This is a genomic window from Marvinbryantia formatexigens DSM 14469, assembly GCF_025148285.1.
GTDB lineage: Bacteria > Bacillota > Clostridia > Lachnospirales > Lachnospiraceae > Marvinbryantia > Marvinbryantia formatexigens.
This window is the reverse complement of the sequence record NZ_CP102268.1, coordinates 3,574,748-3,599,804: the sequence shown is the minus strand read 5'-3', so window position 1 is coordinate 3,599,804 and position 25,057 is coordinate 3,574,748. Positions and strand designations below refer to the sequence as shown.

34 protein-coding genes are annotated in these 25,057 nt (G+C 43.2%); 1 reads left to right on the top strand and 33 read right to left on the bottom strand.

What is annotated here, in order from left to right; genetic code table 11:
• Positions 1–77: 77 nt before the first annotated feature.
• From NQ534_RS16810 to NQ534_RS16795, 4 genes are all read right to left on the bottom strand, one after another.
• Entirely contained in the window at positions 78–1,622 is a 1,545-nt protein-coding gene (locus NQ534_RS16810; protein ID WP_040784486.1) for a leucine-rich repeat protein, read from the bottom strand.
• A 79-nt stretch (positions 1,623–1,701) separates the two neighbouring features.
• A complete protein-coding gene (locus NQ534_RS16805; RefSeq protein WP_006863293.1) occupies positions 1,702–3,468 on the bottom strand; it encodes a terminase TerL endonuclease subunit in 1,767 nt (588 codons plus the stop codon).
• Between the two features lie 16 nt (positions 3,469–3,484).
• Positions 3,485–3,871 (bottom strand): hypothetical protein, encoded by a 387-nt coding sequence (locus tag NQ534_RS16800; protein ID WP_006863294.1) that lies wholly within the window; start codon positions 3,869–3,871, stop codon positions 3,485–3,487.
• 11 nt (positions 3,872–3,882) lie between these two features.
• A complete protein-coding gene (locus NQ534_RS16795; RefSeq protein ID WP_006863295.1) occupies positions 3,883–4,281 on the bottom strand; it encodes a beta-sandwich lipoprotein in 399 nt (132 codons plus the stop codon).
• A gap of 81 nt (positions 4,282–4,362) precedes the next feature.
• Here NQ534_RS16795 and NQ534_RS16790 point away from each other — a divergent pair, with 81 nt between their 5' ends.
• A complete protein-coding gene (locus tag NQ534_RS16790; protein WP_006863296.1) occupies positions 4,363–4,713 on the top strand; it encodes a hypothetical protein in 351 nt (116 codons plus the stop codon).
• Positions 4,714–4,888: 175 nt separating this feature from the next.
• Here NQ534_RS16790 and NQ534_RS16785 read toward each other — a convergent pair whose 3' ends face one another.
• From NQ534_RS16785 to NQ534_RS16650, 29 genes are all read right to left on the bottom strand, one after another.
• Positions 4,889–5,236 carry a phage head-tail connector protein gene (locus tag NQ534_RS16785; protein ID WP_006863297.1) on the bottom strand — a complete coding sequence of 116 codons (348 nt, stop codon included), beginning with the start codon at positions 5,234–5,236 and terminating at the stop codon, positions 4,889–4,891.
• 11 nt (positions 5,237–5,247) lie between these two features.
• Entirely contained in the window at positions 5,248–5,466 is a 219-nt protein-coding gene (locus NQ534_RS16780; protein ID WP_006863298.1) for an SH3 domain-containing protein, read from the bottom strand.
• A 407-nt stretch (positions 5,467–5,873) separates the two neighbouring features.
• Positions 5,874–6,224 (bottom strand): hypothetical protein, encoded by a 351-nt coding sequence (locus NQ534_RS16775; protein WP_006863300.1) that lies wholly within the window; start codon positions 6,222–6,224, stop codon positions 5,874–5,876.
• 291 nt (positions 6,225–6,515) lie between these two features.
• Complete coding sequence (locus NQ534_RS16770) at positions 6,516–6,770, bottom strand: hypothetical protein (protein WP_006863302.1); 255 nt, start codon at positions 6,768–6,770, stop codon at positions 6,516–6,518.
• A gap of 2 nt (positions 6,771–6,772) precedes the next feature.
• A complete protein-coding gene (locus NQ534_RS16765) occupies positions 6,773–9,811 on the bottom strand; it encodes a helix-turn-helix domain-containing protein (protein ID WP_006863303.1) in 3,039 nt (1,012 codons plus the stop codon).
• Complete coding sequence (locus tag NQ534_RS16760) at positions 9,808–10,371, bottom strand: PD-(D/E)XK nuclease family protein (RefSeq protein ID WP_006863304.1); 564 nt, start codon at positions 10,369–10,371, stop codon at positions 9,808–9,810. The genes NQ534_RS16765 and NQ534_RS16760 overlap by 4 nt, the downstream gene beginning before the upstream one ends.
• A gap of 13 nt (positions 10,372–10,384) precedes the next feature.
• A complete protein-coding gene (locus NQ534_RS16755; RefSeq protein ID WP_040784489.1) occupies positions 10,385–10,675 on the bottom strand; it encodes a hypothetical protein in 291 nt (96 codons plus the stop codon).
• 199 nt (positions 10,676–10,874) lie between these two features.
• On the bottom strand, positions 10,875–11,225 hold the full coding sequence (locus NQ534_RS16750) for a hypothetical protein (protein ID WP_006863306.1): 351 nt from the start codon (positions 11,223–11,225) through the stop codon (positions 10,875–10,877).
• A 431-nt stretch (positions 11,226–11,656) separates the two neighbouring features.
• Positions 11,657–12,037 (bottom strand): hypothetical protein, encoded by a 381-nt coding sequence (locus NQ534_RS16745; RefSeq protein ID WP_006863307.1) that lies wholly within the window; start codon positions 12,035–12,037, stop codon positions 11,657–11,659.
• A 224-nt stretch (positions 12,038–12,261) separates the two neighbouring features.
• Complete coding sequence (locus NQ534_RS16740) at positions 12,262–12,462, bottom strand: hypothetical protein (protein WP_006863308.1); 201 nt, start codon at positions 12,460–12,462, stop codon at positions 12,262–12,264.
• Positions 12,459–13,154, bottom strand: coding sequence for a hypothetical protein (locus NQ534_RS16735; RefSeq protein ID WP_006863309.1), 696 nt, complete (start codon positions 13,152–13,154; stop codon positions 12,459–12,461). Before NQ534_RS16735 ends, NQ534_RS16740 begins: the two co-directional genes overlap by 4 nt.
• A complete protein-coding gene (locus NQ534_RS16730; RefSeq protein ID WP_006863310.1) occupies positions 13,147–13,359 on the bottom strand; it encodes a hypothetical protein in 213 nt (70 codons plus the stop codon). The genes NQ534_RS16735 and NQ534_RS16730 overlap by 8 nt, the downstream gene beginning before the upstream one ends.
• 12 nt (positions 13,360–13,371) lie before the next feature.
• On the bottom strand, positions 13,372–13,647 hold the full coding sequence (locus NQ534_RS16725) for a DUF6440 family protein (RefSeq protein ID WP_040784499.1): 276 nt from the start codon (positions 13,645–13,647) through the stop codon (positions 13,372–13,374).
• A 7-nt stretch (positions 13,648–13,654) separates the two neighbouring features.
• Complete coding sequence (locus tag NQ534_RS16720; RefSeq protein WP_006863312.1) at positions 13,655–13,945, bottom strand: hypothetical protein; 291 nt, start codon at positions 13,943–13,945, stop codon at positions 13,655–13,657.
• Positions 13,942–14,232: a hypothetical protein gene (locus NQ534_RS16715; protein ID WP_006863313.1), complete on the bottom strand. Its 291-nt coding sequence runs from the start codon at positions 14,230–14,232 to the stop codon at positions 13,942–13,944. Before NQ534_RS16715 ends, NQ534_RS16720 begins: the two co-directional genes overlap by 4 nt.
• Positions 14,229–14,546 (bottom strand): nucleoside triphosphate pyrophosphohydrolase family protein, encoded by a 318-nt coding sequence (locus tag NQ534_RS16710; protein WP_006863314.1) that lies wholly within the window; start codon positions 14,544–14,546, stop codon positions 14,229–14,231. The genes NQ534_RS16715 and NQ534_RS16710 overlap by 4 nt, the downstream gene beginning before the upstream one ends.
• Positions 14,543–16,384, bottom strand: coding sequence for a hypothetical protein (locus NQ534_RS16705; RefSeq protein ID WP_074680107.1), 1,842 nt, complete (start codon positions 16,382–16,384; stop codon positions 14,543–14,545). Before NQ534_RS16705 ends, NQ534_RS16710 begins: the two co-directional genes overlap by 4 nt.
• 385 nt (positions 16,385–16,769) lie before the next feature.
• Complete coding sequence (locus NQ534_RS16700) at positions 16,770–16,946, bottom strand: hypothetical protein (protein WP_040784504.1); 177 nt, start codon at positions 16,944–16,946, stop codon at positions 16,770–16,772.
• A gap of 51 nt (positions 16,947–16,997) precedes the next feature.
• Entirely contained in the window at positions 16,998–17,522 is a 525-nt protein-coding gene (locus NQ534_RS16695) for a DUF5662 family protein (RefSeq protein ID WP_006863317.1), read from the bottom strand.
• 2 nt (positions 17,523–17,524) lie between these two features.
• Positions 17,525–17,689, bottom strand: coding sequence for a DUF6906 family protein (locus tag NQ534_RS21925; protein WP_006863318.1), 165 nt, complete (start codon positions 17,687–17,689; stop codon positions 17,525–17,527).
• Entirely contained in the window at positions 17,661–17,885 is a 225-nt protein-coding gene (locus tag NQ534_RS16690) for a hypothetical protein (RefSeq protein WP_006863319.1), read from the bottom strand. Before NQ534_RS16690 ends, NQ534_RS21925 begins: the two co-directional genes overlap by 29 nt.
• 17 nt (positions 17,886–17,902) lie before the next feature.
• Entirely contained in the window at positions 17,903–18,253 is a 351-nt protein-coding gene (locus tag NQ534_RS16685; RefSeq protein ID WP_006863320.1) for a hypothetical protein, read from the bottom strand.
• Positions 18,254–18,482: 229 nt separating this feature from the next.
• Positions 18,483–18,743, bottom strand: a complete 261-nt coding sequence (locus tag NQ534_RS16680; RefSeq protein WP_006863322.1) for a hypothetical protein — start codon at positions 18,741–18,743, stop codon at positions 18,483–18,485.
• A 53-nt stretch (positions 18,744–18,796) separates the two neighbouring features.
• Positions 18,797–20,029 (bottom strand): DEAD/DEAH box helicase family protein, encoded by a 1,233-nt coding sequence (locus tag NQ534_RS16675; protein WP_040784509.1) that lies wholly within the window; start codon positions 20,027–20,029, stop codon positions 18,797–18,799.
• Positions 20,030–20,046: 17 nt separating this feature from the next.
• Positions 20,047–20,349: a hypothetical protein gene (locus NQ534_RS16670; RefSeq protein ID WP_006863324.1), complete on the bottom strand. Its 303-nt coding sequence runs from the start codon at positions 20,347–20,349 to the stop codon at positions 20,047–20,049.
• Positions 20,315–21,517 carry an RNA-directed DNA polymerase gene (locus NQ534_RS16665; RefSeq protein ID WP_006863325.1) on the bottom strand — a complete coding sequence of 401 codons (1,203 nt, stop codon included), beginning with the start codon at positions 21,515–21,517 and terminating at the stop codon, positions 20,315–20,317. The genes NQ534_RS16670 and NQ534_RS16665 overlap by 35 nt, the downstream gene beginning before the upstream one ends.
• A gap of 327 nt (positions 21,518–21,844) precedes the next feature.
• Complete coding sequence (locus tag NQ534_RS16660) at positions 21,845–24,172, bottom strand: DUF1542 domain-containing protein (RefSeq protein WP_006863326.1); 2,328 nt, start codon at positions 24,170–24,172, stop codon at positions 21,845–21,847.
• A gap of 3 nt (positions 24,173–24,175) precedes the next feature.
• Positions 24,176–24,496, bottom strand: coding sequence for a hypothetical protein (locus NQ534_RS16655; RefSeq protein ID WP_006863327.1), 321 nt, complete (start codon positions 24,494–24,496; stop codon positions 24,176–24,178).
• Between the two features lie 59 nt (positions 24,497–24,555).
• On the bottom strand, positions 24,556–25,053 hold the full coding sequence (locus tag NQ534_RS16650) for a hypothetical protein (protein WP_006863328.1): 498 nt from the start codon (positions 25,051–25,053) through the stop codon (positions 24,556–24,558).
• Between the last annotated feature and the right edge of the window lie 4 nt (positions 25,054–25,057).

Sequence of the window (25,057 nt, the reverse complement as noted above, 5' to 3'; positions counted from 1 at the left end):
CTGTTCGGGTTTTCTATGAAATTTTAGGCATAAAAATAAGACCCCCGTTGTCAAACGAGAGCCTTATCTGTTAATGTTTATTCGTCCGTAGAAACTGAGAGAAGTTTCTGTGAGATACGAAGTGATACCTCGGCATAATATAACGCCTCAGCGTCTGTCATGTCAGAATCTTCATAGTCTTCAAACTTCTGCATTGTGTCAACATAGTCAGCCATGAATGCGGCATAATCCGCTATGATGCCCAAATCATCGGGATTATTTTCCATTTTGACAGTTAAATCCACGTATTGGTCGAAAAATTCTTCATAGCTATCCATCGCTTCTTTAAATTTCGGGGATATGCCATCCGGTGTTGAGTCCGTCGTTTCGCTCCGCTGAGTATCAGCATCCCCCTGTTCGTCCCCAAAAGAATTATTCGTCTCCAGCTCAGACACCTCTTTACCAGCAGTATTAATGGTATCTGCTACCGCATCTGTCGTACTCACTATGGTGCTATTACTTAAACTTTGAATAGTTTCGCAATCGTAGCTGTTTTCGCCAACATCGATTTTTAATTTATCATTGTATCTCGAAAACACGTCTTCTCCAAACTGAATATTTCCAGAACCAAACGTTACGCTGGTAAGTTCGTCACAGCAATCAAATAATTCATCATTCAATACGATTGAAGAAGCGTTCCCAATCATAACAGATTCTAACTTGCCGCAACCGAAAAAGCATTTTTCACCAAGCTCAATGACTGACTGCGTTTCATTGTTGCCGAGTATAGTCACCGATGATAGTCTAGCGTTGCTGTAAAATGTCTTATCGCCCATATCAACACTCCCGCAACCGGAAAGCATTATTTCTTCCAGTTCACTGCATGAAAAAGCCTCCTCGCCCACGTCAAAAGAACATCCTTCCACCGTCAAAGTTCTTATGTCGCTACCAAAAAAAGCTTTCTCATCAAGTGTTATCTGAGAATTCGCCAAACTGACATCCGCCTTATCTCCAGAGTAATAAAATGTTTTTTCATCTGAATTAAAAACAGAGTCGGCAATCGATATTGTTTTTAAATTATCCACGCAAGAAAATGTTTCTTTTTCTAAATTTAGCGTACTTCCGCTAATTTCGAGTGACGATAAGCTTCCGCCAAAAAACAATTTGTCATCCGATGAAATAGTCGAATCAATGATAGACAGACTAGCGTCGTCCCCTGCATAATAAAAACAATCTTTTTGAATATTTAGTTCGCTATTTGAAATGCTTATTTTTTCAAGTTCATCGCAAGATGAAAACACGTTATCGTCAATCTCTAGCGTACAATCTGTAATCGACAATTCCTCAATCTCCGAAGATGCAAAGGCTCTCTCATCGATCGTCATCTCCAACGAGGACATTGATACGCTATTGATTTCCGCATACGCAAACGCTCGTTCGCCAATGCCACTTATCAACTCGCCAGCTTCGCTCGATGACGGTATCGTCACATCAACATCATCTTCGCCGACGTATTTGGTCAGAATGCAAGTTCCGTCCCCGTTACTCTCAAACTCGAACATACTTGCGTCAGATGCAGTCACCGATATCGAACTCAAAGCGGTAAATACTAACGCAATCGTCATTGCACTTTTGTTTTTCATAACTCGTTCCTCCATAAAATGTATTTACTTAATACTATCATATATGGGAAAATAATGCAATTCTGACTATTACTTTTGATCATTCAAATGCTTCTCTGTTAATCTTGAACGCAATAAACGCATCCATCGTAGCCGCAACCGGGTCGATTTTCGCTTCGTATCTCTTCTTGAGTAGTTTCCTGTTTCCATTCGTATCCTCCATGACGATACAGTTACCCATTGCGAAGGACATAATACCTTCGTCAAACAACAACATACGCTCTTCCGAAAGTTTTTTCAGCTCGCCAAGCGGAACAGATTCGGTTCGTACACCCTGTTGAACTTTTTCGATACCGAATGGTCCGTTTTCCGTTTCCCATCGCGCGACAAATTCTTTTGCATTGTATGGATCATAACCAAAGCAGCGGACATCATATTCTCTCTCAGTGAAATAATCGTAAAGCTCCTCGTATACCTGTATAGTATCAAGAATATTGCCCGGCATAACGATTAAGCTACCCTCATTTATGAACTCGTCATATTTTGAACGTAACGCTGGATGAAGCTTCTTCAGTGTTAATTCACTTATGTAGTTTCTTGTTTTTATTCCAAAGCACCCATCCGGTAACGGGAACAGGAACGAAAACGAGCAGAAATCATCTCCCTGCGATAAATCTCCTCCAAGTGAGCAGGGCATTCCCCAATATTCCCGACGTTTCTTGTGAGGTAACGTTTCCTCATAAGTGAAGTAATAGGTATAACCCTCCGTCGGAATTCCAAATCGTTTTGCAAGAATATCGTTACGAACTGCCGGATTACTCTCCATTCGTGCTACATCCGCCTGGTATGTTTCGTATGTAACCGTTTTTCCCAGATTTGGATTTGCTTTTATCCACATGGCAGGGTCATTAACTTCAGCCATCGAATCCAGCTTGTACCACCAGATGGACGTATGAATATCCTCATATTCTCTTTTGAGAATTTTCATCAATTCCATTTTGACGGTATCTCCGGCTCCATTACGGACGGTTCCTTCTGAGCTAATCGCCAGGATGAGGTAGTCGTTGTTTCCGGAGGCATTCTGTTCTTTAGCTGCGCTCTGCTCCAAAGTCCCCACAACGTCTTCCCGGATATCACCAGACAACCACTCGTCAATCGTGGCACATGTCACACGAAGTCCCTGCAGCTTGTCAATACTCATGGGACGTATTTCCAATAAAGACCCGGTAAGAAGATTCTCTATTCCTTTTTTGGTGGATACCAGCTTTTGGCGGTTTGCTCTGGAACCGGTCGTATTTTGTAGGGAACCTTCTGTAAGAAATTGGAAATACGAACCTTTGGACCGGGCTATTGCAGTCCGTATCGGAGATAATACCTCATCTGCCTGTTTCATAGTCGGCGCAGTTGTTACCTGGTGTGTGGTAGTCGTGACCACATTCAGAAAGTAATTCTGTATAAAAGACGCGTATACAGATTTCGCTGCGCTTCTCGCGATAATGAGGTATTGCTTTTTTATCAGACGTTTTTTAATCCGTTTACGAACATAGTGTCCGCCATGCCCGTCCGGATATGGCTCATATACGCTTTTGACGATAAAGTAATACCAGCCAAAAATCGATTCTGCCCACAGTTTAAATGAATCCAGCAGATGGACATCGCTTCCGTCCGTAAGAGTAAGTTCTTTTTCGCAGAAACTAATAAAACCCTCGATAGGCTGGTCATCATACCAAACTCCGGGGTTTGCTATCAGAGCATCTATTCGATTCATTTCCATTTCGATCTCGCGGTTAATCGGTGTTCTGCCCTGCATAACTGCTTCGCGAAATTCTCCGTAATATTTGGGTGTTGCCGTGTTCGATAAAGACATTTGACATTCCCCCTCGCTAGATTTTCAAATTTCCAATCTTATCCAGCGCCTTGGTTATCACTCTACTATAGGTTTTATATGCACTCTCCGCAGCGGTAATAGTTCCAGCAGTGGCTATAACTGTTTTTATTATTTTTTTTCCTTTCGATTGTCTCGCGGTCAGCTTTGCATATTCGCGTTCCATCCGCAATCGGTCATTTCGACGTCGAAGTTCGCTGTCGCTCATGCTTTTTATACTCTTACGTCCATGAGCACTTTGATAATCGGGATGAATCCCACCGTCTGCGCCTTCACCCCGCCTTTTTCTGCCTGCTGCCGTGAGAGAGCCATCTTTGTTCTGAAATCTCCGGATACCCCATTTCTGCCCTTTGATTCCGTGATGGTATAATACATCGCCCTCCATTTTGTTCCCTCCTAGTCTTTGCTGGTAAAAGTAATCGGCACAATCATCTCCGGGAGGAAATTTACTTCGTAATGATACTTATCCACGTCTGCGCCGCTGATGTCTTCCACGGTCCATAGTGTCCATTCGTTCAAACCGACAGAATGTTTCTTATACTCGTTCGGTCCGGTCTCAACGATGGCTATAATTCGGTTTTCTTCCAGAGTAAATGAGAATGCTCCGACCAGCTCGAATATTGCCCGGTCCGACCTTGCGTTCCATACAGTCAGCCGACGAATCACATTGAAATTGTCGGCTTCAGTCGATATATTCGTCGAAACGCGGTCTGCTTCCGTGCAGCCAGTAAGCGTTGTCACTGCCAGAATCGCAGTGAGCATCAATGCTACTATTTTCTTCTTTTTTGTTTTCATCTTAATTTCCTTTCGAAATATACTAAATATTGATTGACATCTTCTTCCAGATACTATATACTGTGTTCCAGAAGATTATATATGAAAAGAGGGATTGATATGGGAACACAACTTTCAAAAGACGCAGACAAATTACTCTGCATTCTTTATAAAAAGTATCTTGACAAGCGGAAAGAAAATGTACCCAAAAATGACGCCAAACTTTGCGGCGGCTCAAATCTAATCCGCGACACCTTAGTCCCAAACTGGTCGTTATCAGACGTCGATAACACATGCTGGGAACTCAGCCGCGCTGGTATGTTGAAAGTAAACGGTTCCAACAATTCCATCTATCTTGTTTGGCTATCTGATTCTGGAATTGTTTATATGGAGAATCGCTTTAAGAATGGGGTTAAAGAGGTTACAGAGTTTCTGACGAGCTTTATCCCGTAATCTTTTCCACGAGGTGTCTTCCCAGTAACTGCCGTCGTACATAAGCACATAAAAACTCTTGGCATGACGAACGTTATCCGTATGACGACAGCCTCCGCCCATTCTGTAACAATGCGTTCTTTCGCAATTTTCATCCCGCCCGTCACACAGATAAAATATTTTGTCTTCTTCCACTCTATTTATCCTCCATTTCTGCCTGCGTCATAAGCCGCCATTCGAGTTCATTTGTAATCCGGTTCATACACTCCAGCACAATCGAACTTGTCGGCGGGTCGAAAAGCATCCGAACCTTCTGTCCCATATAGCTCTTCACAGCAGAAAGCTTTTCTTCATCTGAATCGGGCAGATACTCGTCCCATGTGACGCTCTTGTCTTTGATAGAAAAACCGTCCGGAGGTCCGACGCCGAGCTGGCTGAGAATCATAAACACAGAATTGATATGCATGATGATGTCAGCATCGAAGCTCTCATAGTCTTCTCGTATTCCGAGCATTTTTTTAATAGAAGTAAGTATACTTTCCATGACGCGGCACCTCAATTCTGACACAGTGCGATATATTCGCTTATGCAAAAGCCTTCAACACCATCTTCAGTCTGTACTTTGTACCAGTCATCCGTGGATTGTCCCAGGTCGACCGTTACTTTCTCCAGACACTCTGCGATTGTCACGATTCTGGAGCCAATATCCGGTGTTCTATACACATTTGCAATCATACAGTTTACGACAATTCCGATGCAGTTATTTTCGTCCATATAATCCTCCTCACATACATTTCCAGGGACAGGTATCATTACGTGTTCGTTCAGTCCAGCCAGTGGGCAAGAGACTCTCGTCTCCGTAATGAATCGCGTTGTGGGTAATATGGGAGGCGGTTATCAGAAATTCCGGGTCAAACAGAAAAGCACTATGCTCTAAAATATCCTGTTCAGTTATCGGATTCATATGATGAACGTAAACTCGTCCACGGATTTCCCAATCCCTCATCGCAAGGTCACACCCATTGTCCCGCAGAATCACTGCGTCTCGGATTCTCCTCCACTCGTCCGACTTATAGAAAATCTGATTCAGATACCGACTGAAACCGAAAGTATCCTCGCCAACTCTTCCGTATATTTTGAGGTAACGGAATCTTTCTTCGAAAGTCGGCAGTTTTATTAAATCACTGTAAGTTCTCATCATCTTCGTAATATTCCTGTCCTGCCTGTCCACTGTATTCCCGGAACGCTCGCAATGCCGCTTCATATCGCTCTCCCGAATCAACACTCGCTTCCAGTGCTTTTGTCTTTGCTCTTAACATCTTGTTTTCTTCTTCAAGCCGTTCATTCTTCAGTTGCTCGTTTCTTGATGCAAGCTTTAAAAAATGGGTAAGAACCTGCGATGAGGCAGTTCCGTCCCGTATCCGTTTCTCAACTTCATCCAAGGCAAACGAAATCAACTGGCTTTCCCGTGCTTCCGGTGTCAAAGGTGGTCTGGTTTTACGCACCTCTTCCGTTTTCTTGGCTCTTGCCATTTCTGTTCACCCCTTACACTTACGCTTTCACCTAATTGCATCATACTTTTCAGACGACATTCCCGGATACGCGGCGGCGATTTTATACATCTTGAGGGAAGCAAATAAGAAAACACCAGGGGTTTACGGTTACGTGCCGTTTTGTATCTGGAAATGCCGTCTGAAGAGTGTGAAAAAATATAAACTTCCCTGGAAAAATCCCTCCGGAGAAATTTTGAAGACCGCCGCGATGCGGGGAGGGGGTGTATTTTTGACACCCTCCCCCTATACCTTTTCTGGTACTCACCACATCTATGAAGCTTTCTTCTCTTGTTTCTTGACTTTTTTATAGATGTTCATGAAATCATTCTGAATGATCGCATCAATCGCGCGTTCAATTTCCTCATATTCTTCTTTTTCTGTAGAATCATCAGCGCTTTTTACTGTTCTTGCTAATAAACCACAAGTGTCGTAACCTTTTTCGGTATCAAACAGCCACCAGTCAACGAACTGCTCAAATGGATCAAAAGGATTATCGAATGTGGTCAAACAACATACACTTGCCATCGTCAGTTCACTCCCTTCAAATACTTCTGGATGGTTGATGGTGATTTGCCAAGTTTCTCAGCAATCTCAGCGATTGTATACGAAGCACTCATCGCTTTTATTCTGTTGATTTGTGCCTGGCTCAACTGGGTTGTTGTGCGCGGCATGGAGCGTTGTCTCAGATTATCTGCGTCTGCATTATCCAGTATCCGTTTCAGAACATTCTCCGTGACAGCGCCAGCCTGTATTGCTTCCCATTCTTTATCAGTAATCGATATCGAACGGTCTCTTCTCGATACAGAGCCAACTTCCTGGCGATACTTACTGAGCGCCTGCTGACTTATCTTCTTTATCTCGCTCGATTTAAGCTCGGTACCATTAGCTTTGGCAGCCTCTTTCTTAGCAGCGACCTCAACGTTTGCCAGTCTCTGAGCCTCACGCTCTCTTGGCGCATTGAGCAGGGCAGTGTTCAGCTTAGACATCAGTGATGCCACCTCGGTCTGATAAGTATCCCTAGCCTTCTTATCGTACTTGAGATTCCCCGTATTCATCATCTCGATACGTGCCTCGTTCCCCATAGCCTTCATGGCGTTGGCATAGTCGGCATAAAGAAGCTCCATAGGATGCCGTTTGGAAGATACCAGACTATAGGCGTCGTCTGTCTCAGCCATCCGGGTGCTCTGCTGTTTCCGATAGTCCGTCTTATAAACGATGTTGCCTTCACGATTTGTAAATGACACCGCCCCGGTCTTCGGGTCTTTCCTCTCCACCGGTTCGTACATAGCACGGGCTGTCTTATCATTGACATTATAGGTAACCTTCCTCCCATCAATAGTCTGCAGTGTTACCATGCCCGTACTTTTATCCATTTTCCTTACCGGATAATACAAATCATCTGCAGTCTTATAAAGAACAGCACCTTCCGGTCGGCTTGGATCATAGTTCTTCGAGCCTTTAATATTGACAACCGGGGTCCCCTGTCTCTTTGGTACCGACACTTCACCCTTGCTGCGTGACAGAATGGTTGACGCTCCGCCATAACCAATGACATTACCGTCATCGTCAGTCTTTACCTGCCATTCTTTTCGAAGTGCAGCGATATTGTTTTCTATTTCACTGGCTTTATAATCGAGTTTGTGCTTTTCAGCATCGATAACCACCATTGAATGCCGAACCGCGCGCGCGAGTTCATCAGTAGACGCGCCACCCAAAGTCATGTCTGTTATCAGATTCGAAATCACGCCCATCTGCTTCTGCGTGTCACCCATTATCCGGTACTCATGCCCGTTGCGGTAATAATGGGTTTTACCATCCGAATCAGTTTCAACTTTGTCTGCCCCATAACGCATCTTAGGGTCAAAACCTTCTAATCCTTCCAATGGATCCTGATTCGCAATTTTCACCTTTCCTGCTTTGTCGTGGGTAGGAATAGTCATCACGGTATCCCCATCATAATCGGCTCCGGACAAACGGTCCGCGATTTTTTTCGTGATACCAACCGCATCAATGCTGGTTTTTCCTATAAACTTCTCGCCAAGCCGATTCTTATGAGTGACCGTCAAGATGGGAATTTCAAACGTTCCGCCATGAGGATACCGGATAAGTGCCAGTTTGGTTCCCTCCGGATAACCGGGAGCATATACTTGATTATCTCGTAACGTATTAACCGGAATAATTACGTGGTACTTCTGTCCGGGAAGAGCCGCCGCCTTTAACTGCACAGCAGCCGAATCGCACTCATCCGCATACTTCTGCAGCCAATACTTTTTCACAGTCGGATTAGTCAACGAGCATATTTCTTCCAGCTCAGCACGCTTGTCAGCTTTCGCAAGGTCGAGCTGTTTCTTGGCGAGAGCCAGTGGCTGCTTACCCAAAAACTGGGATGGCAACGCGTCCGCCCATTCAGTCCAGTCGCCTTCATCTGCTCTCTTATTAATCAAGCCGAGTTTCTTTTTTCCCGTTTTGGGGTCGTCATACCAGTATTGTCCTCCTTGATCCGCGTCTTTGATAAGAGAACCAAAAGGATTATCCGGGTCCGGCTTAATCTCTTTCAGAACTTTCTTCATCGGAGTTCCGGCTTCTTTGTTTGTATTGAATATGACATCAACCCCGTCTGGCATGTCGTCCGAATACACAGCCATCCCTTTTATGTAATGTGTGCCGTCAACCATGATACGAACCTGGGCATAACGCGATTCACCCAGAGACAAATCCGGAACTCCGCGGCGAAGCTGGACAAGACCATCCATATCACTGCCGCCGTCCTCTTTGTATCGAATCATCAGCCTGTTAGAATCCAGGCTTTCGGGATAGTGAAATTTCTTTTCGTAAGTCGTTCCACCGTCTCTCGAAATATACTCTTTAACAGAGTGAATTTTATCCAGGTCGTAAACCGCACTGGATACGATGTTTCCTTTTTCGTTCACCTTATAAGGTGTTCCAGGCGGACAAAGAACTCTCAGAGTCGTTTTCTGTGTCGGATTCGTAACTTGATCCATTCGTCCTCCGACGACAATATATCCTTCACGCTGCAGACTGTATAAAGCCATGTCCAGACGTTCCTTAGATATGTTAAGTTCCCGCTCGACATCTCGCCCGACGTCTATCATGCCTTTCTCTTTCACCTGCTGCTTCAAAAAGTCGGCAGTTTCCTTAGCCTTCCGCATCCGCTCCTCAGATTTCGGGTTCAGCAAAGAACGAACCGTTGACTCGGACAGCCCCATTTCTTTACCGATAGCAGTTGCTCCTTTGCCGTCAGACTGCATAGACTTAGCCCGCTCGACCAAATATAAACGCCGCTCATAATTAGCCCACGCTTTTTCATTCCGGTATTCTTTGGTAGTGAGACCGAATTCTTTTTTGATGTTCTCCGCAGTCTCTGTCCATCCGTTCTTTTTCAATTCTGCAACACGACCGAGAAAATCGTTTCCATGCTGATACGGGTTTTCTCCACTGCCCCACGGATAACGACCACTTCTCCGTGGCATTCCATAATGCTCAAGCGCGTTGATGAAATTCGCAATACCGTAGTATGATGCAATTTCTTCCGCTATAGGATTCATACCGTTACCTCCTCATCAGCTCTTTCAAGAATCTTATTAAAATGAATAATCTTATCCATAATCGGCGCTATCTCATCTGCCTCCGGCTTATGAACAATGATTCCGTCATTCTGATAGATTCGTAACTCGATATGGATGTCACCCGGACGTATGCGATATTCCAGACAGAAAAGAGCTGCGTAAACCATGAGCTGTTCCATATGTACCGGAGCTTTACCTGTTTTCAAATCATGAATCCTAAGCAGGTTGTTACGAAAAGAGATTGCGTCGGCAGTTCCAAAGAAACGTTCCGAATAAAATAAAACAACCTCGGTATCCATCTGGTAACCTATAGCGTCGTTTACGTACGCATAGATTGTTTTCTTGGATTTACGAGGCTGCTTGATTCTCAAATCGATTGTCTGTTTCGCCCAGGAATGTAACCGGGTTCCCATTTCTGCTGCTTTACGGTTCTGGTACACTTCCATCACTTTTTCATCATCGTATCTGAGCCAGTACGGCTGACTTGGCGAGAATGGTGCGTGCAGACCGTTCAGTTTGGTATGCTGATTAAATTGCATAATTCCGCTCCTTCTAGTTTGCAAAATATAAACTAAGTTCCTCCAAAACCTGTTCCTTATTTTCGGGACAGATAAAGCGCGAAAAAGACATCTCGTTCATCCTGTCTACATAGTAAGACTGATTAGGCTGCTTCTTTGCCCGCAAGCTTTGTTTGCATTCCAGCGTCGCCCACTTGCTTCCGTACAGAATCAAAAGGTCCGGGATTCCCTGGATATAATTGCAATCGCTTTTTGTGACAATGCAGCCGGGAAACAGACTTTTTACATCTTTTATCAGCCTGGACTGGAATTTGCTTTCTAACATGTTTCGTACCTCTTCCAGTAACCTATAATGTCGATAAAAAAAAAAATAAAGACAAAACGGTATAAAAATAACCATTCTATCTTCTCCTCATAACAGGGCGTGTTTTTTTCGCGAATTTTAAAATAGCCAGATATATTTTCGAAAACAACAAAAGGGTCTGGATAACCCAGAACCCCGTTGCTGTCTTTTTTTTTGTGTGTTATTTAATTGGTTCTCCTATGAGAAGACATCTGTAATGTTTTCTTGAAGGTGACTCTCCGCTTGCGATTATGGCTTTCCCTAATTCACCGAGTTCCTCAGTTTTGAGAGGTCTAAACCAGCTTGCGGACAGTCCAACTTCGGTCCCTTTTGGTATCCCCGAAAATGTAGTCTTAACTATTTTTCGTGCCTTCCACGTTGTCAAAGGAACCACCGTTCGCTGCCCAGCATAAATTCCATATCCCAAACCGATTGCGAGCCCAGCTCCGTAGAAAATATAGTTCCATTTATTTTCAGCCCAGTATTCTCTCACCTCCGTTTTTACTTCATTCAGTTTCTCTTTCACATTCATAGTTGAATCCTCCTTAAATATTTTTTTTCATTAAACAGCATGTTATTTGCGCGTCAGAAAATATCAATCGCAATAACCATCTGCCGCATCAATTTTTAATCTAGATTTGACGAAAAATTTGCGTTTGGTCAAAAACCCATTTTTTTTCGCCAATTACTATTATTTTATTTTTTTTTTTTAATTTTTAAGGTTAATAAGAAAAAAAGTGGGTTTTTGGGCGAAAAGTCCGGAAACCCGCATAAATAATGGGTTTTTCGTGGTCAAAAACGTTTTCAAAAGTGGGCAGAAAGTGGGTTTTTGGTCAAAAACGCCCACTTTTTTATGCAATTAAACCCACTTTTACACCCGAATTTCTTCACACTTTTTGACCAAAAGTGGGCGCTGCCCGTTTTTTGCCCACTTTTATTTTTATTTTTGGGCGGAAAATTACGTCAAAAATGCTGCCGATTTTTATCAATTTTTCCCATGCATTTATGCCAGTAATCATCCACCAGAACCATCCGTCTGGTAAATATCAAACACATACCGGGCACCCCAGCCGCCACCGCGATCAGCGTCCCTCCATCTGGAATAAGCAGATAGGCAAGTATTGCAACCAGCACGCTCAGTATACCAAGAACCCTCTGCTTCATAAAATATAACTGCTTTTCGCGAGTAGCTGTATCGTACCTTCTCCTCGGACTACGCTGCAGCACACGGGCATTATAACCATACTCAACTCCATCCGTTGTCCCATCGGCATAACCCGCGGCATATCCGGCATCGTAAGACAGCATATCAATAATATCCACTCTAAACGTTTCCTTCCTCATTCAGCGCGCCCTCCTGTCGATTAATGATTTCGTTGTATTCCCATAATGTTTACAGTTCAGCCCTACTGAAGACACAAACGGTATAGCGTCGACTCGATATTTCCCTTCAGGAACACTCACGACCATAGTACTGATTTGCTCCTCCACATCGCGAAACGTAGCTTTGTAAAAACATACGTCGCGATGAATACAGTCTGAACATAAATATTCTTTTGCAATTTCCATCAATCCACACCTCCTACATGAACAATAATAGTATCCGGTACACTTTCATCATTTTCGATATAGTCCACCACCATACTAAGATACTTCTCGGAAAACGTGCCCTCGATATAGCCATTTCTTATTAAGCATAATTCTTCTCCGTCACACACTAGCTGTAAATCATTGCATTTAATCAAAGGAGCCAAATCTCTTAAGGTCACTCTACATCACCTCCTGTGATAATCTCCGAATAGGGCAAGTCCTCAATCCATTCACAGAACTGATGCCATTCATCCAGCTTGTGATTCTTTCTCATCGGATAGATACCGGCAAGAACTTCATAATTCAGCATCACTGTCCGCTTCTGGTTATAGGAACTCGGAAGAAGCTGAATCATCTGCCACCAAGCCTGTTTCGCAAGCGGCTCCCATTCTTTTCCACGAGATTTATAATCAAAATATCTATTCCTCGCGCCATTAAGTGCTGATATAACACACTTCATGGTTTTTGCCGGTGCATAGACAGCATCCGCGTCCGTAAACGGCTCTCCCCACATTCCGAAGTTAAAAAGATGCTCTGTACTAAAATCAGACCATTCAAACTCCTTCTCAGCAATTTTGTGCATCGTACTGCAGCTATTAGCGACCGTACCAACCTTATATGTGTCGAATTCTTTCCACCAATACAACGGAGCAGTGATGTCCAGATACACCACAATCATCCGTCTGTACTTCGCGTGAACCGGACCGCCATTCGCAAGTCGCATCATAAGGTCGTGGTCATTATCTCCGATAAGATTTTCGTATGAAGTAATGAACTCACTATCACTCTTCTTCCACGAATTCATGGGATTCCGCATCCCTCTGATGGCAGCCTCCCAGCCAACCACCTCTACATTTTCAATTTTAATCATTGTTACTCCCCCCTTCCAAACGCCGAATACATTCCTCCAACATGTCAACTTGCTCCTGCAACTTTTCTATTTTTGTGGCACCGGCTTTACAGTAAACATGTATCGCATTTGACATCCTATCTGTTTCGTCCATAGGAATTTGCGTTAATGGAAACATGTTAGACACCCACCTTAAAGCCTTAGCTTCTTGCGGACATTTACTCATAATCAATCCCCCTCAATTAGTCACGACAACCTGTCCATCAGCGTCGTACATCGGACAAATACTGGCTCTGTAATGCCCGGCTATGCAAATATAATTTACGCCAGTCTCAGTGTCGCGTATCTGATAGACGTAGTCGTCATGATCCATCGGAATATCAATATCATCAAGGGAGCCTACACACTCGAAACGATGGTTTGTAAAAACTGGTTCGAAAAAGTCAGAACTACAGCCCGTTAATAAGAAAGCAGCTAATACCGCCAGAATTAATATGCATTTTCGGTTTTTCATACCAATATCAGTCCTCCTTCACTACAGACAAACTGGCTTCTACCACATAGTTCCCATCACTATAATCCAGGTATCTGTCGAAATGAATGTATGGCATAACAGTTTCCAATAAAGGCTTTGCTGCAGCCCTTTTTATAACTTCTTCTGGAACATTCTCAATTACCGTCTGTGTAAATTTGTAACTACCGTATAGCCGGATAACATCCGCCCTTTGTCGAATAATCTCCGGTTTAATCGTCTGTTTCTTCAGCAACTCCAGTTCTCGCTTTAACCGTTTATTTTTCTGTCTGAGATTCATGTTTGGTCCTCCCGATCACTTCCGCAGATGTACACTGGCTTTCCAAGACGGACAGCCATACTCACCCCATATCGCATCAGCTCTCTAATACTCCCGTCTGCATTTCTGACCACCACGACCATATCGGATACAGCTATCTTCCAGAAGGCATCCTCCATGAGAGTAAGTAATGCTTCGCCTTCGTGTTTTATTACGTAGTCAACATCGTGTCCAGCTTTACGTAGTTTACAAGCTACACCATCGATATCTGCCGCCCTACTTGTCGAACCGACAATGAATATTTTCATAGATTTCCCCTTTCCCTCTGCAATTTTACATCAATAGCCTTCTGCAGCTCCCCTTCAGTAACATTAAAAATGGACTCCAGAAAGCGAAGACAAATATAAGCATCTGCCATCTCTTCTAAGAGTCCAAGTTGGTCTCCGTATCCACGAATCTGTTTACTAACCTGTTGCTGCAGCTCCGCGAATTCTTCCATCGCAACAGTGCATTTCAGCTTCCACGGATATTTTTCAAGGCTTCTACGAATTATTCTCCGGCGTTCTTTTTCAGAAAGCCGAATATTACTGTTCAGACCCTTGATGAAAGCACTTCGGTTCATTCTTCTTCACCATCCAATATCAAATTTGTCTTAAAACCGGCACTAACGAGCTTGGCGTTTATCGTCTGTAAGCTATGCAAAAGCAGAATAAGGTGGTCTCTTTCGCGGCAGTCCACGTCAGTTAAGAACTTTCCTCGCTTATCTCTGATACTTCTGAAATCCGCCAATCTAAAAGCGGCTCTTTCTTCCAATAACACTCTTAAACAATAAATAAACGTTTTTCCACTCCCTCGCCCTCGTCCGTATATCGCCATATCATCCCCTTTTAAATATCGTTTTTGCCAATCGTAGAATTTGAAGCCGAAAATAGATTCCAATTTTTCAATTTTCAGATTCCACAGACGCTCCTCATGCATTTTCCGGCGCTCTTCAAATTCTTCAAACCCTATCTCACACATACGACCGTCCTTGTCTTCTTTGAAGAATCGATTAATCTCAACGCGTTCTCCGTCCGGCTTTGTCAGATAAAGGAATGCGACAGTGTCGTAGTCTCCATTTTTGGCATCTGTGAGGAAGTCTTCGCGATATACCACAAACGGTTTATCTTCCGGACAATACGGCATCGTGATTGGATACATGTCGTCGACCACATCTGTAATCAGCTTATTATGGAACGATACGTCGGGACTGTTTACATCTACCCCACAGCACCGGTTATTGTCTTCATATTTCACAGTCCCGTTGGTATAAACCGTTTTAAATAAAGAACTCATTCTTTTACATTGATAGGCACTGAAACCCGGTTCCCCCTCGCTCAGACCTATACGGTACGCAAACTCCCAAATATCATCAGTATCTTCAATGGGAGTCAGTGGCTTCCCGTCAATTAACCGATTGAGTATCTGTTTCGTTATTGAAATACTTAATCCACTATGCCCATCCTCAAGAAGGCTTAGGAATGCTTTCAGCGCACTTTCGTGGCAGGCGCATCCATAATCCCATTTCCCAGGTTTTCTGTCCGGGTTCTCTCGCTCGCAGGCAATCTCTACCTCCCTTTCTGCCCATGATTCCATACTGGATTTTTCGCATTTTTCTTCCGTTTTCGGAATCAGTCCCGAATGGATTACCGTTCTGAATCCCTCAGCAAGTAAATCGTAATCCTCCCCGCATATAATTGCTTCATTCTCGGCATCAGTTCTTTCTTCGTTTGGAACATCGTCAGCCGTTATCCCCTTATATGCCAGCCAATCCTCCACAACGTCGACGAGTTTTCCCAAAAATTCTGCAGAATCACGTCCGTGCACCGTGTTTAAAATCTGTCTTAACACATCGGAATCATTTTCCGCAGTCGCGTCTGTTTCCCAGTAGTAACCGTAATCACCTTCTGTAAAATTCTTGGCATGCGTTATATCTGACGTATGTCTACATGTTTTATCTTTATCGGGACAGATATCACCACACTTTTTGGCGTCACAAACATAAAGAACATTTGTCACAGTGTCAATACGACACGGATAATTTCTGTCGTCTATGTACTCGTTCGCAAATATCTTCCGGGTGTCGCCACCAAATGATTCTATGACTTCCGGCAGATTCGCATTAACAGCATCAAATTTCAACCCGCGTTCCGCACACCATTTCACAGCATTTTCAAGCATTTCGCCAACACGGCATGTCCAAAGAATAATTTTATCTCCGTGCTCACGTCTCGTTTTAACGTAGTCAATCACGTTCCTCCTCGGCTCTCCAATCTCCGGATATTTGTTCTCACATAAAGTCCCGTCAAAATCTACTGCAATAATTTTGTTTGCTTTTAAATTATCCATTCTTTTCTCCTTCCGCTTTACAGCTTCGATATTCAAAACATGTCTGGGTATTCGAAGAGCAATTTTCTTCACAGACTGCTTCTCCACAATTATTAAGTTTCATATGCACACAATCAGCACACGTTCTTATAACCGGAACAGGATAATGAGCGATATCCCAAAAGGATATGACTCCACATCTATTGCACATATACTTTACAGTATCTCTTCCTGGTTCAAGAACGACTCCGTTTTTAATCAATTCATTCCCGCATTTGGGGCAGTACATAAAAACATATTGCATATGCTTGCGCATCGCGTTTCTTACACAGTTATAAAGTATAGATATAACTAAAATTGGAAGAAGCGCTAAAAGAATATCCATTTATGATCCCCCTTTCAAAAAGAAAAACCCACAAGCCATTAGTGCTCATGGGTTTATCAGTGATGCTATGAAGTTGTTTTTTTTTTCGGCAGGTTATTCTTTAGGCGCACGTATGTACACTGACGCAATCAATCCCGCACCAGCGCCGACCATAACAAGTCCAATTATCAATCTGTTCTGGGCAGAAATTAACAGTTCTTGACAAGCTCGAAGTTTTTCATCCATAAATTCTTTGATACCTCTTCCGACTTTCTTTAAAATCCTGTGCATTTTCCCATTCCCTCCCTGCTCCAAAATTCTAACACGAAACGCTCGCCAATATCAAGAGACTGTATCCGTTTTCTCATCTAACTTCTGCCTCATCTTCGTCAAAATATGTTCAATCGTTTTTCTCGTTCTAGGATGAAGCGTCATATATTTGGAATGCTCGTCATACCAGGCAAATATCTCCTCCGGTTTCTCTTTTGCCCAGCTAAACGACCACCAATCGCAAATCATCTCGATAATATAACGGTACGGCATCTCCAAGACAATCGTACCTTCTTCGGGGTCGTCATTAATCAGAATCCAATGCTGCCAATGGTGTGGATTTCTGTGGAGATGTAACAGCCAGGCTCTATAGTAGTCTCGTACAACCTCATAGGAACGATTTCCCCCATAAAAATATGCATCATAAGCGCTATATTCATCTGGTAAGTTTTTAGAAAAATCGTGATTACATCTAATGTCTACCGCATGCGTATTTATACTACCCAAAATCTCCGGAAGATTTTCTTCAAACCATCCATAAGCCCGTTTTACGTTTTTTCTATGCTGAATTAAATATTGGTCATATAAAGCACTCATAATCACATCCTCCTAAATCGGTCCACGCTCTTGATTATACCGGTTTTCTTATTAATAATACGGTAGTAAAAATCCGTTTTCTCGACAAGCATCCATTCCCGCCAGTTTAGACAATGTGCTGCCAGGCATTTTTTCTGCTCACAAGTCAGTTTCTTCGGCTGTTTCATGCTTCACCTCCCGATAATGTGTTACAGATACCGTTGGGTCAACGAGTTTATGATATATCTCATGAGCTTCCCGACCTTGAAAAGCGTTTAATATCTCTATCTTGTTATTCACCTGCTCCCCGACAATCAATACAGAATCATCCGTCCCGTCCGTCAAGCTCCAGCTCACAATTACTGCACCGTTTATAGATTTCATTTCTCTCCTCCCGACTCTCACAGATTAGATATTGCATCAGCTTTGTAATACGAACTCATCTGGCTGTTCGCAATGGCGATAACCGCTTCGTAATATGCATCCGATTCGTCTCTTTTCAACGCTCTGAGTGCGTTATTTTCATAATATGAATCCATATCACTGCTACAAATAGCGCTTGCGGCACGCCCGTATGAAGTATCAGCCGAAATGTCAGATTGTTTAAAAGCGATTGCCCGGTCTTCGTGTCGACGATTATTTTGCGTGAGATATGTATAAGTTCCATATAATAATATGGGTATCGCTGTTCTTACTATGTTTTGCGACATCCCTTTTACTTGATTTAGCACATCTTTTACCGTATTTGTCATTTCGCCTCTCCCTTCCCGAAAAGAAAATTTGCCGACACCGTTATTCCGGCTACAAAGCCTACTATCACACCCATAGTTCCTCCAAAAGTTTTCATAAATGCGTCTTTCATAAAGCATTCCTCCTTAGATTTTATTTCATAATACAGCCTGTTTTTTACGCGATATCCGGTCTGGAGAAAACAAAAAGGCAGACCCAGCATCCATTACGCCAAATCCGCCTTCTTACACCCTACAATTTTATTCCGGATATACACCCATCCGATAAAATCACAGCAATAATCTCCGTTTCGGTCATCGGATTGAAATAATCGCTCCCCCTTTCCATTCGAGTTTTTCTTGCTTCTTCCACGACATTGTCAAGTTTCTGTTTAATATACCTTCTTCGTTTATGAAGGCTCTCGCAACGTGCCCTTGTCGCCAGCAATTCGGCTTCGCATTTATTCAATTCTGCCTCAAGCTCTGCGATTTTCTTAGTATAGTTGTTACTCATAATCAAATCCTCCTTGTATAAAATTGTTTTTTTTTCATAATAGTCTGTGTTTTTTACACGTCTGTACCATACCGCCCAGCAAATTTTCGCTCATTAAATTTCTTCTTCTGCTCCAGAGCTTTGCTGATTGCAAGGTCGATTCCGCTTCGTGTTTTCAGATGATAAAAATATAAATCTGTGAACGGCGTATTCAGCCTGTCTATTCTCCCGCATGCCTGCTGCATGACTTTATAACTATAGTTCTGAGAATAAAATACAATCGTATCCGTCCGTATGCAGTTCCACCCCTCTGCGCCAGCGGTGTACTGAACAAGATATACCCAGCTATCCGTTGTCGGTATCGGCTGATGGGCATGTCCAGTCCATTCCGCAACAGAGACATCTTTTCCGTAATACAGATTCAGAAGAATCTCCCGTTCATAGTCAAAATTATAGAAAATTATCATTCTCGGATGCTTCTCGAACAATTCAAGCAACGCGACCTGTCGGGAAACGTCTTCGTTCACGATTCTGCGCAGAACATAACACAGCCCGCTTGCTTGTTGGATTGGTTCATTTTTGAAAACATCCCATCGGGTACGGATTGCTGCCTTGTACTTTGCAACATCATACTGGCATATTACATCTTCGTGATGCGCTATTGTTTTTCTGGAGAAGTCCATATCCACAAGAATCGTGTTTCTTAACCGAACGAGTCTTCCAGTATTCACGTAGCGTTCCACTTTCGGAAATTTGGCAGCCTGGCTGAATATGATATGCTCCCGATTAAACTCCGTTTTGTTTCTATAAAAGCCATTTGCAATAAACACCGGAATATAATCTTCCCATTTATCGCCCGGAGTAGCGCTGAGTAATATCCAGTCGTTTGTCCTGCATATTTTCAGAAACGCTTTTGTCCATGCTCCATATCCGATAACGCGCTGCTCGTCAAATATAAAAAACGCGCCCCTGATGCTGGTATATTTTTGTATATTATTCCAGCTATCAACGACGACTTCGTTTCCATAATATTTGTTCTTTTCCTTGTGTGTTGAAAGAAAAAACGGAACAAGCTCCTTTTCCCATTCAAGCGTGTCCCTTTTTCTGGCAGTTGTGATAATATATAAATTTCTCGGTCTCGGTTTATGACGCATATCTTTGTACGGTTCGAGTCTGCCTCCCTCCTGCATAAAGTAGTATGCCAGAGCCGTCCGTGATTTCCCCGAACCGACTCCGCCGCATAGAATACTTCCTGTCCGCAGTCGTTTGACAGCATCTTTTTGATAGTCAAATAGTTTTATGCTCACATACTACTCCTCTCTGCTCAGTTCAGCAACGTTTCAGATAATTCCAGGAACGCGTTTTCCAGAGCATTTAATCGCGCGGAATCCGATGCTGGCTTCTGAACAACATAATCCAGATATTTGAACGGATTCTCAGCCACCATCGTCTCTGTAATCGCGTCTTTTCCTACCCGGAATTCATTGGTATTGTAAATATAAACCCGGTTCCCCTCGGTATCTGTTTCTTCATGGTCAAACTGTCGGATAATCACATCCGCCAGCCCGTTGCCGAGATCGAAATAGCCGTAATCATCCGGCTTGTCTGTGAATATGGTTTTTGTCATATTCTTGTACCACCTTTCTTGCTTCGTTTACAGTGTCGTCAATTTTCAGTCGGTTTCTGAACGCATACAGATTGCTGTTCTTCGCGTATCCATGATAAGCCAGCACTTTGCGTGAAAAATGTACCGAAAACTTTTCCATATGTCTTTTTCTTTTACCACGCAGCATAACACGGAACACTCTGTCATATATTCGTTTGCGCATGATAGTATAATCCGGTGAAATCTGATATCCCATCATATCTATACTTTCTGTCCGCGTATCATGTATTCCTGCTCCTTCCTTTATACTCAGATACAGTTCGTCCGAAATATAATCTTCAAAATCACTCACCCCGCGTTGAAGTAATTTCTTACTACTGCTGAACATAATAATGTCGTCCATATAATACAACTGATGCTTTGTATTATTGACTCGAATAGATGTTCCATCTTTTGTTCTTCTTACAGAGTAGGACTGTTCCGCAACAAAATGATACGCGTAAGACAGGTAATAGTTTGCCAGATACTGCGATAGATAAGACCCAATGCATAAGCCATCTTTATATGTATCAAGCAAAGTAAATATCAGATACAGAATGTCCTCATTTTTTATATCGCGCGAAAGCAGCCCCTTTAATTTGGTTTTATCTACGCTGGGATAGTATTTTCGAATGTCACATTTATAATAATATCTGCAATTCTTCGAGTCTGTCTTTAACCATTTTTCAATGCTGGTTTTGCCAAAAACCTGTCCTTTTTTACTGATAGATGCGCATTGATAGTATCCTATCTTTGCCATAAACATTTCTTTACATACAGTAACAGCAACGTAATCGTATATCTGTTGTTTGACAGACGATATGCCTATTTCACGTATTTTATTTGAGGATTTGTCCAACCGAAGCTGATATTCTATCGGCTTCAAAACAATTCTTCGCTCCTCAATTTCCATAAATAACGAATACGCAATTTTTTGTATTGTTTCGTAAAGAAAATGTCTCGTAGCTGCTTTTCTGGCTAACTCTCTGCAGCGGCGAGCTGCTTCGTGGATATCCTCGCCCCCCTGTATGCAATATTCAGCCAGAAAATATGAAACGTCTTTACGTTTCCATTTATTTTTGAGATATGCGAAGATACCTATCTCAACGTCTTCTATCGTCAGACAGTAGTCTTTTAGATAACGCTTCATAATACGAAATCTTTCTGTCTTTACCAGCTTTCGCGAGACCTACTTGCCGGCATGGATGTAAATAATATTTAAGAGTTAATGGTTATTAACTGCCCTGCTTAGGTGCGAGACGCACTCTTGATAACAGTTTTTTTCAGAAATAGCGCGAGAGGATGTTCCAGTTCGTGTTAGAGGGACCATAGTACGCAAACAAGCAGACCAAACCGGAAAACCAAGCACGCCAGAGATCCCCAAGCAAAAGGAACAACCAAAGCACCGAGTGCGAAACCTTTTTCTTCAGCTACCTAGGGGATACTCCCCTCTTGTGTTTTCAACACAATTCACCCCTCATCCGTTAATAGAAACGCGCGAGAGGAAGTTCCAGCGCGCGTAAGAGGGACCAGAGCACGCAAACAAGCAGACCAAACCGGAAAACCAAGCACACCAGAGATCCCCAAGCAAAAGGATTTCTCTCTGCCCAGAAGTAGACGCGTCGAAATAAATAGCATCTGCGAATCCGGAATTACTCCCCGACCCGTTCTCGCCGTAACTCGTGATGATTATCGCCCCATTCTCAATGTCTATCACTATACAGGTAACATATTTCCATCCTCCTGCACCCACCGGGCGCTTGATTCGTACTGTTAATTTTGTGTAGTTTTGTTTTATTGCATCAATATTCGCAGTGAGTTTCGAGCAGTCATTTGTCAGGTAGACGTCGAAATATTCACCGTCATCCACAATATCCAGGATAGCATTCGAAACCACTTCATATCCGCCGACCATAAGCTCGATCCCCTGTATGCATATCGGATAAATACCACTCGTTAGGTCAGAAACATTCTGGCACGGGCAACCGTCCCGTCCCTTAATTAAATCACTGAAGCCACTCCTCCAGTGGAACGACGTGATCCATGTTGTCTCGGTAGTATCAAACAGGGCATCGACGACGACGGCGGTATGTGTGTCGTCGTAAACCTCTTTTGCAAGTATCTGAACACATTCTGCTTTGTTATGACACACAAAAGTCGCTCTATCCGGAGCAGTGGTGGATCCACCATCGCCGATACTTACATATGCCCCAACCGGGAATTTGGCAGCTTCTGAATTGGTCAACACAACGCGATTGGTATTTGTTTCCGCAATGCTCGTTCGGAATTGCACATTAAAGTTTGTACATCCGGCCATAACACTCTGAGAATGTATAACGGCATACTTCAGATAAAACGATGTGATTGCATATTTATAATCACACATCATTCCGCCGCTGTAATGTGCGTTTCCTTTAGCCTTAAAAATAGCAATGTTTCCGTTATATGAAATACCTGTCGACAGTCCATCCGTTCTTCCCGAACAATGTCTTGCCGGAATCAGGTTTTTGGAAGAGTAGGGTATTCCATCAACCAGACCGGCAACGTGTTTTCCATACAACGCAAACCCCTGGTCATTTCCATATATATCTTTACATTCGACAGCAAGTGTATACCCTTCCCTCGGCGTGTCCGTTCTCGAATAATACCAGTAACCGTCTTCAATCCAGTATTTCTCATAATAAGACATACCGAGTACAAATACATCTACAGCTCCGGTATCTCTGTAATTAGCATCGCCTTTCATCGCCGTGATATATCTTTTTCCATCTTCATCAACTACGGCATTGCAGTCATATGTCTTGAAAAGTGGAATCGACTCGTAGTCGTCCTGTCGGTGCTCCGTCGCGGTCGACGGTAACATAACCAACCCGGCATTGTCGTCTAGCTTTTCTCCGTTCGAAGTCTGACTTGTTTCCCATAACGGAACGCGAACTGTATAAACTTTTCCGGTTCTTAGCAGATTAAAATGCGATTTAACAAAATTGGTAAGATTCGTCTGAGTGTCCACCGCATTCACTGCATCAGTTTTTGCCTCGCCGATTTCCTCGAGAGCTACTGTCTTTGCCGAATTTGTCTCGTTGACGGCATTGGTCTGGGCTGTGGAAACTGCGCTTAAGGATTCTGTTTTCGTATTTACGATTTCTTCGACAGAGCTATTTTTTGCAGTGTCGATGGACGAAAGCGCCTCTGTCTTGGTATCGGCAACCTCTTCCAAGGATTCTGTTTTCTTATCATCAATATCCCCCAGCGCACTATCCTTCGCATTGTTCAACTGCAGTAACAACTGTTCTACAACGTCCGGCATATGCGTCATTGCCTCCGGAATAGTATCCAACCCTTCTGAAACATACATTTCCCTGTTTACTTCCGAATTCCATCTGTTCCGTTCGATACCCGTGCTATCTGTTTTCTTCGCCAATACCAGAACCACAAGGCTTCCGGCCACCGCGGACACATGACCCCGAATCGTCCAGTCAAAATGCATCAGCTCTGGATCAGTCTCATCCACAACCACATTCGTAGCTCTGTGGCTTCCAGGTTCCCCGTCTGCTCTGAGATAATTGATGTATATGCTCATCTCCGATAAATCCTTATCATCCCAGTATCGCGGACAGTCGAAAGTTACTGTTTCGATATTATGGTCGGTCTCCACCGCTATTCTTTTCAACTCGTCCGGAACAACAATAACACGGTCTCTTCCGATAACGATATGTCGCTCTCTCTCCCCTGTTCCGGCTTCATATACACCGTTTTCGTTGTCCGGCAGACTATCCAGTAATTCTTCTACTCTTGTTGTTTCCATATACTACCTCCCGTTCTGAACTATTTCCATTTTTCCAGTCACAAGTCTTGAATTGGCGCGTTTTCCCATCACTATGATTTCGAAACGCTTGTTACGCGTAGCCTCTGCCGGAATATCACACAGCCCGTCAAGACCGATTATCTGTGGTTCGCACTCGTTCCCGTTCGACCAGAACCCGGCAGCTTTTGCGTAACCATTCCAGTCTTCGGAAAAAGTAAAATGTGCAGACAGATATCCGGTTGTTCCAGGCACGATATTATCGAAATCACATTCCGGGTCTTTTTTTATCTGCTGCCCGTCCACAATGAATTTTAAAATCTTCATACAATCTCCTTTGCACGTTAAGGGGCTGTTCCTTTTCCGAACAACCCCTAAAATATAAACTATTCTTCGGGATGCTCTTCTGCCGCATATCGCGCGGTAAACCGGTCAACTTCCTGTATCACCTCCATCGACTGCAAATACGCGGAACGAAATGGTCCCATAGCTCCCTCGCCGTCATATGGACGAATATCCATATCAATGGAACGGATATCAATATCATCAAGAATGCCAACGGTATCCTCTTTGAGTTCTGTCCGATGATTCCCACTTATGAGAAAAATCTTTGGTCCACGTTCGTTAAAACGTACCTTAACTGGAAGATAGATGAACGGCATATCCCCACCGTCTTTAGGTGCCTTAATCCGTACGTTCCAACTCGCGCCAAACTGATTTTTATCATTAAGCAGTGCGTCGGCGATCTCCTGGTCCGGTATAACTACGGCAAAATTACGTTCTCCTTCATTGTTAAATTTCGATGCGATTCCTTTAAAATTACGAAAAACAATCCTTGCGTCATCAATCTGCAAAATATTTCTCGGTGCAAAAGTTAAATACATTTTT